The sequence below is a fragment of the Actinoplanes oryzae genome (assembly GCF_030757795.1).
In the GTDB taxonomy this organism is placed as follows: Bacteria; Actinomycetota; Actinomycetes; order Mycobacteriales; family Micromonosporaceae; genus Actinoplanes.
The window spans coordinates 1-7,621 of record NZ_JAUQWH010000268.1; the positions used below are offsets into that span (position 1 = coordinate 1).

11 protein-coding genes are annotated in these 7,621 nt (G+C 69.6%); 9 read left to right on the forward strand and 2 right to left on the reverse strand.

The features are described from left to right. Positions 1-448 (reverse strand): PLP-dependent transferase (locus RBH18_RS42005; RefSeq protein WP_306216099.1); only part of this gene is annotated, 448 nt, incomplete at its 3' end. A gap of 63 nt (positions 449-511) precedes the next feature. Between RBH18_RS42005 and RBH18_RS42010 the strand changes: the two genes are divergently transcribed. From RBH18_RS42010 to RBH18_RS42030, 5 genes are all read left to right on the forward strand, one after another. Continuing rightward, positions 512-925, forward strand: a complete 414-nt coding sequence (locus RBH18_RS42010) for an HIT family protein (RefSeq protein ID WP_306216100.1) — start codon at positions 512-514, stop codon at positions 923-925. Positions 926-973: 48 nt separating this feature from the next. Next, the gene (msrA, locus tag RBH18_RS42015) at positions 974-1,660 is read left to right on the forward strand and encodes a peptide-methionine (S)-S-oxide reductase MsrA (protein ID WP_306216101.1); all 687 of its coding nucleotides are present in this window, start codon (positions 974-976) and stop codon (positions 1,658-1,660) included. Between the two features lie 74 nt (positions 1,661-1,734). After that, positions 1,735-2,055 (forward strand): hypothetical protein, encoded by a 321-nt coding sequence (locus RBH18_RS42020; RefSeq protein ID WP_306216102.1) that lies wholly within the window; start codon positions 1,735-1,737, stop codon positions 2,053-2,055. Between the two features lie 2 nt (positions 2,056-2,057). Next, positions 2,058-2,702 carry a nucleotidyl transferase AbiEii/AbiGii toxin family protein gene (locus RBH18_RS42025; protein ID WP_306216103.1) on the forward strand — a complete coding sequence of 215 codons (645 nt, stop codon included), beginning with the start codon at positions 2,058-2,060 and terminating at the stop codon, positions 2,700-2,702. Positions 2,703-2,852: 150 nt separating this feature from the next. Next, positions 2,853-3,182 (forward strand): hypothetical protein, encoded by a 330-nt coding sequence (locus RBH18_RS42030; RefSeq protein WP_306216104.1) that lies wholly within the window; start codon positions 2,853-2,855, stop codon positions 3,180-3,182. 175 nt (positions 3,183-3,357) lie between these two features. Here the strand turns inward: RBH18_RS42030 and RBH18_RS42035 are convergent, their stop codons facing one another. After that, positions 3,358-3,570, reverse strand: a complete 213-nt coding sequence (locus tag RBH18_RS42035) for a hypothetical protein (RefSeq protein WP_306216105.1) — start codon at positions 3,568-3,570, stop codon at positions 3,358-3,360. Positions 3,571-3,662: 92 nt separating this feature from the next. On the opposite strand from RBH18_RS42035, the gene RBH18_RS42040 reads away from it, so the two are divergent. The 4 genes from RBH18_RS42040 to RBH18_RS42055 form a co-directional block, all read left to right on the forward strand. Next, positions 3,663-5,090: a CYTH and CHAD domain-containing protein gene (locus RBH18_RS42040; RefSeq protein ID WP_306216106.1), complete on the forward strand. Its 1,428-nt coding sequence runs from the start codon at positions 3,663-3,665 to the stop codon at positions 5,088-5,090. A gap of 76 nt (positions 5,091-5,166) precedes the next feature. After that, positions 5,167-6,114: a polyphosphate kinase 2 gene (gene ppk2, locus RBH18_RS42045; protein ID WP_306216107.1), complete on the forward strand. Its 948-nt coding sequence runs from the start codon at positions 5,167-5,169 to the stop codon at positions 6,112-6,114. 301 nt (positions 6,115-6,415) lie between these two features. Continuing rightward, positions 6,416-7,342 carry a ribonuclease Z gene (locus RBH18_RS42050; RefSeq protein WP_306216108.1) on the forward strand — a complete coding sequence of 309 codons (927 nt, stop codon included), beginning with the start codon at positions 6,416-6,418 and terminating at the stop codon, positions 7,340-7,342. Continuing rightward, on the forward strand, positions 7,314-7,621 hold a 308-nt coding region (locus RBH18_RS42055), incomplete at its 3' end, for a GNAT family N-acetyltransferase (protein ID WP_372339073.1). The genes RBH18_RS42050 and RBH18_RS42055, both read left to right, overlap by 29 nt.

Here is a 7,621-nt window from a genome sequence, read left to right on the forward strand (position 1 = left end):
TCTCGGCCCAGATCAGCCGCGTCTTGCCGGGGCGGAAGGCGGCGCGGACCTGGTCGAGGTCGTTGAGCGCCACGGCGGTCCAGTCGAGGCCCCAGTTCTCCGCGACCTTCGCGAAAAGGCGATAGGTGCCGCCGTACGCGTCGTCGGGGATCACCACGTGGTCGCCCGGCCGGCACACCGTACGCAGCAGGGTGTCCTCCGCCGCGAGCCCGCTCGCGAAAGCCAGGCCCCGCCGGCCCCCCTCGATCGCCGCCAGGCACTCCTGCAACGCGTCGCGGGTCGGGTTGCCCGAGCGGCTGTACTCATATCCCAGCCGCGGCGCCCCGACGGCGTCCTGCGCATAAGTGCTGGTCTGATAGATCGGCGGCACGACGGCGCCGGTCCGCGGGTCGGGCTCCTGCCCCGCGTGAATGGCCAGTGTGTCGAAGCCGTACTCGTTACCCGTCATGAGGGGCAAGGCTAGTCTGTGCCTATCCGCAGCGGAAAACCGAAAGAAACTAATATAAGAGCAATGGCGAACTGCGTCTTCTGTGGGATCGTGGCGGGCGAGGTTCCCGCATTCAAGATCGTGGACGAGCCCGAGGGCGTGGGCTTCCTCGACGTGCGGCCGGTCTTCAAGGGCCACGTCCTGATCGTGCCCCGCGCCCACGTGCCGCAGCTCACGGACCTGCCGCCCGACGACTTGCCCGGATATTTCGGACTGGTGCAGCGCGTTGCCGCCGCCGTGCCGGCCGCCCTCGGCGCGCAGGGCACCTTTGTGGCGAACAACAACATCGTCTCCCAGTCCCAGCCCCACCTTCACTTCCATGTCGTCCCCCGGACAAAGGGGGACGGACTGCGCGGCTTCTTCTGGCCGAGACACAAATACGACTCCGACGACGAGGCCGCTTCGTACGCTGGTCGCATCGCCGAGGCCCTCGGGTAAGGATCACCGGCGGGTTGTTGTTGCACCGAGCGGATGAAGGGAGTGACCGTGTTCCTGCGGTACAAGAAGCCTGAGCTGCCCACCGCCGAGCAGGCCCTGCCGGGCCGCCTGATCGAGATGCCGGTGAGCGACACCCACGAGGTGCTCGGCACCCCCATGAAGGGCCCCTGGCCGGAGGGCTTCGAGGTCGCCGTCTTCGGCGCGGGCTGCTTCTGGGGCGTCGAGCGCATCTTCTGGCGCCTCCCCGGCGTCTACTCGACCTCCGCCGGCTATGCGGGCGGCTTCACCGAGAACCCGACGTACGAGGAGGTCTGCTCGGGCACGACCGGCCACACCGAGGCGGTGCAGGTGGTCTACGACCCGGCGAAGATCAGCTACGCGGACCTGCTCAAGGCGTTCTGGGAGAACCACGACCCGACCCAGGGCATGCGCCAGGGCAACGACGTCGGCACCCAGTACCGGTCGGCGATCTACACGACGACGCCGGAGCAGGCCGCCACGGCCGAGGCCTCCCGCGACGCCTTCCAGCCGGTCGTGACGAAGACCGGCCGCGGTGCGATCACCACGGAGATCAAGCCGCTGGGCCGCTACTACTACGCCGAGGACTACCACCAGCAGTACCTCGCCCCGACGAAGAACCCGAACGGCTACTGCAACCACGGCCCGAACGGCATGTCGTGCCCGGTCGGCGTGGCCAAGGTGCCGGCGGGAGATGTGGCGTACAGCGCTCGCTGACCCCTGTGGATAACGGCCACCGCCTTCCGGGCGGTGGCCGTATTCTTTGGGGCCTACGCGAAGGAGGTGCAACGGTGCGCCACTATGCCAAACCGGTTGTCATCGCCGACGACCTGGAGGCCCTGCAAGGAAAGACGTCCGGCACAGTCACCCTCCCCCACCACCTCCAGTGGTCGGGCAACCCGGTCTACGACCTGGATCAGCCGGGCGAGCTCATGGAGCTCTACCGTGTGGTCATCGGCGAGGCCATGAGCCCTGCGGATCTGCACGCCTATCTGGACCGCGAGATGCTGGTCACGCTCTGGTCGGCCATGTGGCTCCCGAGGGACAGACGGGAAGCCTGGGAGGCTCGCTTCCCCGAGCTGGCCGCGCAGCACCGGGCATCGGCGGCCTGACGATGAAAGACGTGCACGAGCGCATCGCGCGGATCGCCCTCGACGCCGGGGGCCGCTACGGTTTCGCCCTGGCCGGCGGCTATGCCGTGAGCGCGCACGGGATCGGCGACCGCCCGAGCGGGGATGTCGACATCTTCACCGACTGGGACGCCCGGGCGGATTTCCCCAGCGCCGTCACGGCGGTGGAGGACGCGCTCGACTATTACGGCTTTGTCGTCTACGAGGCGAAGCGAAGCGACACCTTCGCGCGTCTCCTGCTGACCGACGGCAACGGAGCGCCGCCCGAGAAGCTCGAGATGTCCGCCGACTGGCGCGTGCACCCGCCGGTGCAGCTGGAGATCGGCCCGGTCCTGCACCCGGACGACGCCGTGGCCAACAAGATGGCGGCCCTCTACGGCCGGGCCGCTCCGCGCGACTTTCTCGACGTGGACGCGGTCCTCGAGTCCGGCCGCTACACCCGCGAGCGCCTGCTCGAGCTCGCCGAGGCCGCCGACACCGGCTTCGACCGCGGCTACTTCGCGGAGGCCCTCGGCGCGCTGGCCCACATTCCCGACGCCCAATTCGGCATGTACGGAATTGCGGCCGAGGCGTTGCCCGCCATGCGGGAGCGATTCGCCCAGTGGCGGTCGGAGCTGAGCAACGGATAGGCCCGGCGACCGCAAGGGCCGGGCGCCGGTGACGAGCGGCGACAGGCGTACAAGGTCACGCCTGCGGGTGGAAAAGATCGACAGGCGCCGACGTGCCCGCACACACTGGTGGGACGGACATTTCAGGAGGTAACCGCGGGAGGTACGACCATGCCCAGGTTTCGCAGTGAGGAGGAGCATGCCGCCTGGTCGCTGGCCGAGTCGCTGGTCGAGCAGGCGGTGACGATGATGCGGCAGGCCGAGAGCGCGCTGGAGAAGTGGCGCCTGGGCAAGCAGCTGACCGTGGAGGCGTGCGCACAGCGGGGCATCAGCCCGACGGACGCGGAGATCCGGTGGTCGTCGACGGCCGTGGCCAAGAACGCGCTGACGGACAACAGCTTCCACGTCGGGCTCGCGACGATGTATTACAACGCGGCGGCGGCGCACTATTCGCGGGCTCTGTATCTGCGGAGCCTGGAGGCCATGGATTACACCGTCTGAGGATGCGGAAAGCGCCGCCTCGACCGGGGCGGCGGTCGGGGCGGCGCTTCACCTGGTCCTGAGGAACCGATGCCCGCACGGGGGACGAACACCGAGCCCTCAGGGGCCTGTCGTCAACAATGGCGCGCGTTGCTGGGAGCAGCCTGTGCCCGAGCCCCAAAGGCGCTGGGAATGATCACGTCGACGGGTCGTCCTTCGACTCCCCGAGGGCAGCGCCGGAAGCTCCGGAAGCTCCGGAAGCTCCGGAAGCACTGGCAGAGCTGGAACCGCCCGAAGCACTGGAACCACCGGAGGCGCCGGGAGCGGTGAGCGCCAGCCCGAGGACGGCACCGGCGCTGATCAGACCCAGCCCGGCGAGGGAGACCTTGCGGCGATCGGTTTCGTTCACGCCTTCCAGCGTGACGCGATGACCTGTGAGCGAGCTGAAGGACCCACCACGAGCGGATGCCCGGACCCACTTGATCGGCGAGACTGGAAGGCATGCAGACCGCGACGGAGACCGAACGCAAGTACGACGTTCCCGCCGGCTTCACGCTGCCCTCCCTCACCGGCGCGGGCAGCGTGGCCGGGGCGGGCGAGGCGGAGACGCACGAGCTGGACGCGACCTACTTCGACACGGAGGATCTCCGGCTGGCGCGCAACAAGCGGACGCTGCGCCGGCGCACGGGCGGCACGGACGCCGGCTGGCATCTGAAGACGCCGGCGGACGGCGACGGGCGGACCGAGCACCGGCTGCCGCTGAGCGACGGCGACCAGGTGCCGGGTGAGCTGACGAGCGCGGTGCGGCCCATTGTGCGTACCCGGGAATTGCGGCCTGTCGCCCGGCTGCGCACGCACCGGATCGAGACGCCGCTGCGGGATGCGGAGGGCAGGACGCTGGCGCTCGTCGCGCAGGACGAGGTCGGGGCCGAGACCGGCGGCAGCGAGCAGCGCTGGCAGGAGCTCGAGGTCGAGCTGGTCGAGGGCGGGCCGGAGCTGCTCGACCAGGTGGAGGGGCTGCTGCTCGCGGCCGGGGCGACGCCCGCCGCCGGGCCGTCGAAGCTGGCGCGCGCGCTGGGTGACCGGCTGAGCAAGGCGCAGCGCCACCGGCCGCGGAAGCCCGGGCCCGTGCTCCGGTACGCCCTCGAGCAGCGCGACGCCCTCGCCGAGCACGACCCCGGGGTCCGCGCCGGAGACGCCGAGTCCGTGCACAAGATGCGCGTGGCGACGCGCCGGTTGCGCAGCACCCTGAAGACGTTCAAGGCTTCCTTCGACCAGGAGCGCGCGACCCCGATGCGGGACGAGCTGAAGTGGCTGGCGGCAGAGCTCGGGGCCGTACGCGACGCGCAGGTGCTCGGCACGAAGCTGGGGGACGCGGCCGCGGACTTCCCGGAGACGGCCGCGGAGATCCGGGCGAAGCTGGCCGGCGACGTCGAGACCGGGCGGGCGGCGCTGACCGAGGCGCTCGACTCCGACCGCTATCTGGGGCTGCTCGACGAGCTCGACGCGTTGATCGAGGGCGCGCCCCCGGAGGACCGGCAGGCGTCGCGGCGGGCACGGAAGGTGCTGCGGCAGGCCGACCGGCTGCTCGACGAGGCGACGGCGGACGGCGTGGACGCGGAGCTGCACGAGGCCCGCAAGAAGTACAAGCAGGCCCGGTACGCGGTCGAGGTGTTCGCCCCGGAGGCCGGCAAGCCGGGCAAGCAGCTGGTGAACACCCTGACCAGCCTGCAGGACGTGCTCGGGGCGCACCAGGACTCCGTGGTGGCGCGTGAGGTACTGCGGGACATGTCGCGGACGGCGGCGGACGCCTTCCCGTACGGCGTCCTGTACGCCCGTCAGGAACAGGTCGGCGCCGAGACGCTGACCGAGCTCCCCGCGGCGATCTCCGCCTCCCGGACCGGCAAGGTGCGCTCCTGGCTCGGATGATCGTTTACCCGGCGTCCACCGACAGGTCACACATTGCGAGTGGGTCCTTCGGCGAACGTGGGTATGAACCATGTTCATGGAGGACGAGCAGCACCAGGAGCGGACGAGCACCCAGCCCTATTCGGGACCGATCGCCGAGCTGAGCGGGTACCGGGTCGCGGACGGAGACGACGACGACCCGGTGCTGATCAACGCCGACGGCAGCCCGGTGGACACGTGGCGCGAGGACTACCCGTACGACGAGCGCCTGCCCCGCGCGGACTACGACCGGGACAAGCGGCTGCTCCAGATCGAGCTGCTCAAGCTGCAGAACTGGTGCAAGACCACGGGTGAGCGCCTGGTCATCCTCTTCGAGGGGCGTGACGCCGCCGGCAAGGGCGGCACGATCAAGCGCTTCATGGAGCACCTGAACCCGCGCGGCGCCTCCGTCGTGGCGCTGGAGAAGCCGAACGAGCGCGAGAGCACCCAGTGGTACTTCCAGCGCTACATCAAGCATCTCCCCGCCGCCGGCGAGATCGTGCTCTTCGACCGGTCCTGGTACAACCGCGCCGGCGTCGAGCGCGTCATGGGCTTCTGCACCCGCGTGGAGTACCTGGAGTTCATGCGGCAGGCGCCCGATCTTGAGCGGATGCTGGTGCGCTCCGGTGTGCACCTGGTCAAGTTCTGGTTCTCGGTGTCGCAGGGCGAGCAGCGCACCCGCTTCGCGATCCGCCAGGTCGATCCCGTACGCCAGTGGAAGCTCTCGAAGATGGATCTCGAGTCGCTGGACAAGTGGGACGACTACACCGAGGCCAAGGAGGCGATGTTCTTCTACACGGACACCGCCGATGCCCCGTGGACCGTGGTCAAGAGCAACGACAAGAAGCGCGCCCGGATCGAGGCCATGCGCTACGTCCTCAACCGCTTCGACTACGACGGCAAGGATTTCGACGTCGTCGGCACCCCGGATCCGCGCATCGTCGGCCCCGCCGCCCTGGCCGTCGAAGGCACCGAAATGTCCCCCCGCGTATTCCCCCGGCTGTAGCCCCGGGCCTGTGATTTTTAAAGCGTTGTCGACCGGCCTCCCGAGTGGTTAACGTAGCCGTACACGTGAAGGGAGGTGGTCCGAAGTTGTATAGCAACGGGACTCGTGAGGTGGCTGTCCGCTAGCCGCTGTCCTCGACAGCTTCGAAAGTTCTTGTAGTACGTCGAGACCGTGTGGCAGCGGTCGTGGCGAGTACCAGGCAGCCACCCGACCCCCGGGGATCCGGCCTTGTCCGACCGGACCACTTCGCCCTTTCCGGGCGGCGTGGAAGTCCCCGGGGGTCGCCTTATTTCTGGGGCACATGCGCGAGCTCACCGTCCTCGGCACGGCCAGTCAGGTGCCGACGCGGCACCGCAACCACAACGGCTACCAGCTGCGCTGGGACGACGAGGTGATCCTCTTCGACCCGGGTGAGGGCACCCAGCGCCAGATGCTCCTGGCCGGGCTCGCCGTGACACCGCTCACCCGCATCTGCGTCACCCACTTCCACGGCGACCACGCGCTCGGGCTGCCCGGCATCATCCAGCGGATCTCGCTCGACAAGGTGCCGCACCCCGTTCAGGTGCACTTTCCCGCGGGCGGAGCCGAGTTCTTCGGGCGGCTGCGGCACGCGACGAGCTTCTACGACGTAGCCGATCTGGAGGCCGTACCCGTCGGGCCGGGCTTCCGCGTCGAGACTCGCGCGGGCACGCTGACCGCGCTGCCGCTGCGGCACTCCATCGAGACCTACGGCTACCGGCTGGCCGAGGCGGACGGGCGCCGCATCGTGCCGGCGCTGCTCTCGGCGTACGGGATCAATGGTCCCGCCGTGGGTGAGCTGCAGCGCACCGGCCGGATCGGGCGGGTGACCCTGGAGGACGTGAGCGTGGCGCGGCCCGGTCAGAAGTTCGCGTTCGTCATGGACACCGGCCTGTGTGACAGCGTGTTCGCGCTGGCGGAGGGCGCCGACCTGCTCGTGATCGAGTCGACATTCCTCGCCGAGGACGCCGCGATGGCCGCCCAGGTGGGGCATCTCACGGCCGGCCAGGCCGGGTCGGTGGCCCGGCAGAGCGGTGCGCGCACGCTGGTGCTGACCCACTTCTCCCAGAGGTACGCCGACAGCACCCGCTTCCTCAGCGAAGCGCGCGCGGAATTCGACGGCGACATCGTGCTCGCCGAGGACTTGTTGCGGGTGCCCGTGCCGCGGCTAGGTTCGACGCATGAGCGTGCTTCTGCGTCCCGCGGCTGACGACGATCTGCCCGGCATCGGTTCGCTGCATTTCCGCTCGCGCGCTTCGGCGTACGCGGATTTCCTCCCGCCCTCGGCCCTCTCCTTCGGCTCGCCGGAAGCGATGGGCGAATGGTGGGCCGAGCGCTGGAAATGGGAGCGTGACAACCATCGCATGACCGTCGCCGTGGTCGATGCCGAGCTGGCCGGCTTCACCTATCTCGGGCCGGACGAGGAGCCGGGCGTGGCGTTGCTGAGCGCGATCCACGCCGCCCCGTCGTTCGTGGGCCGCGGGGTGGG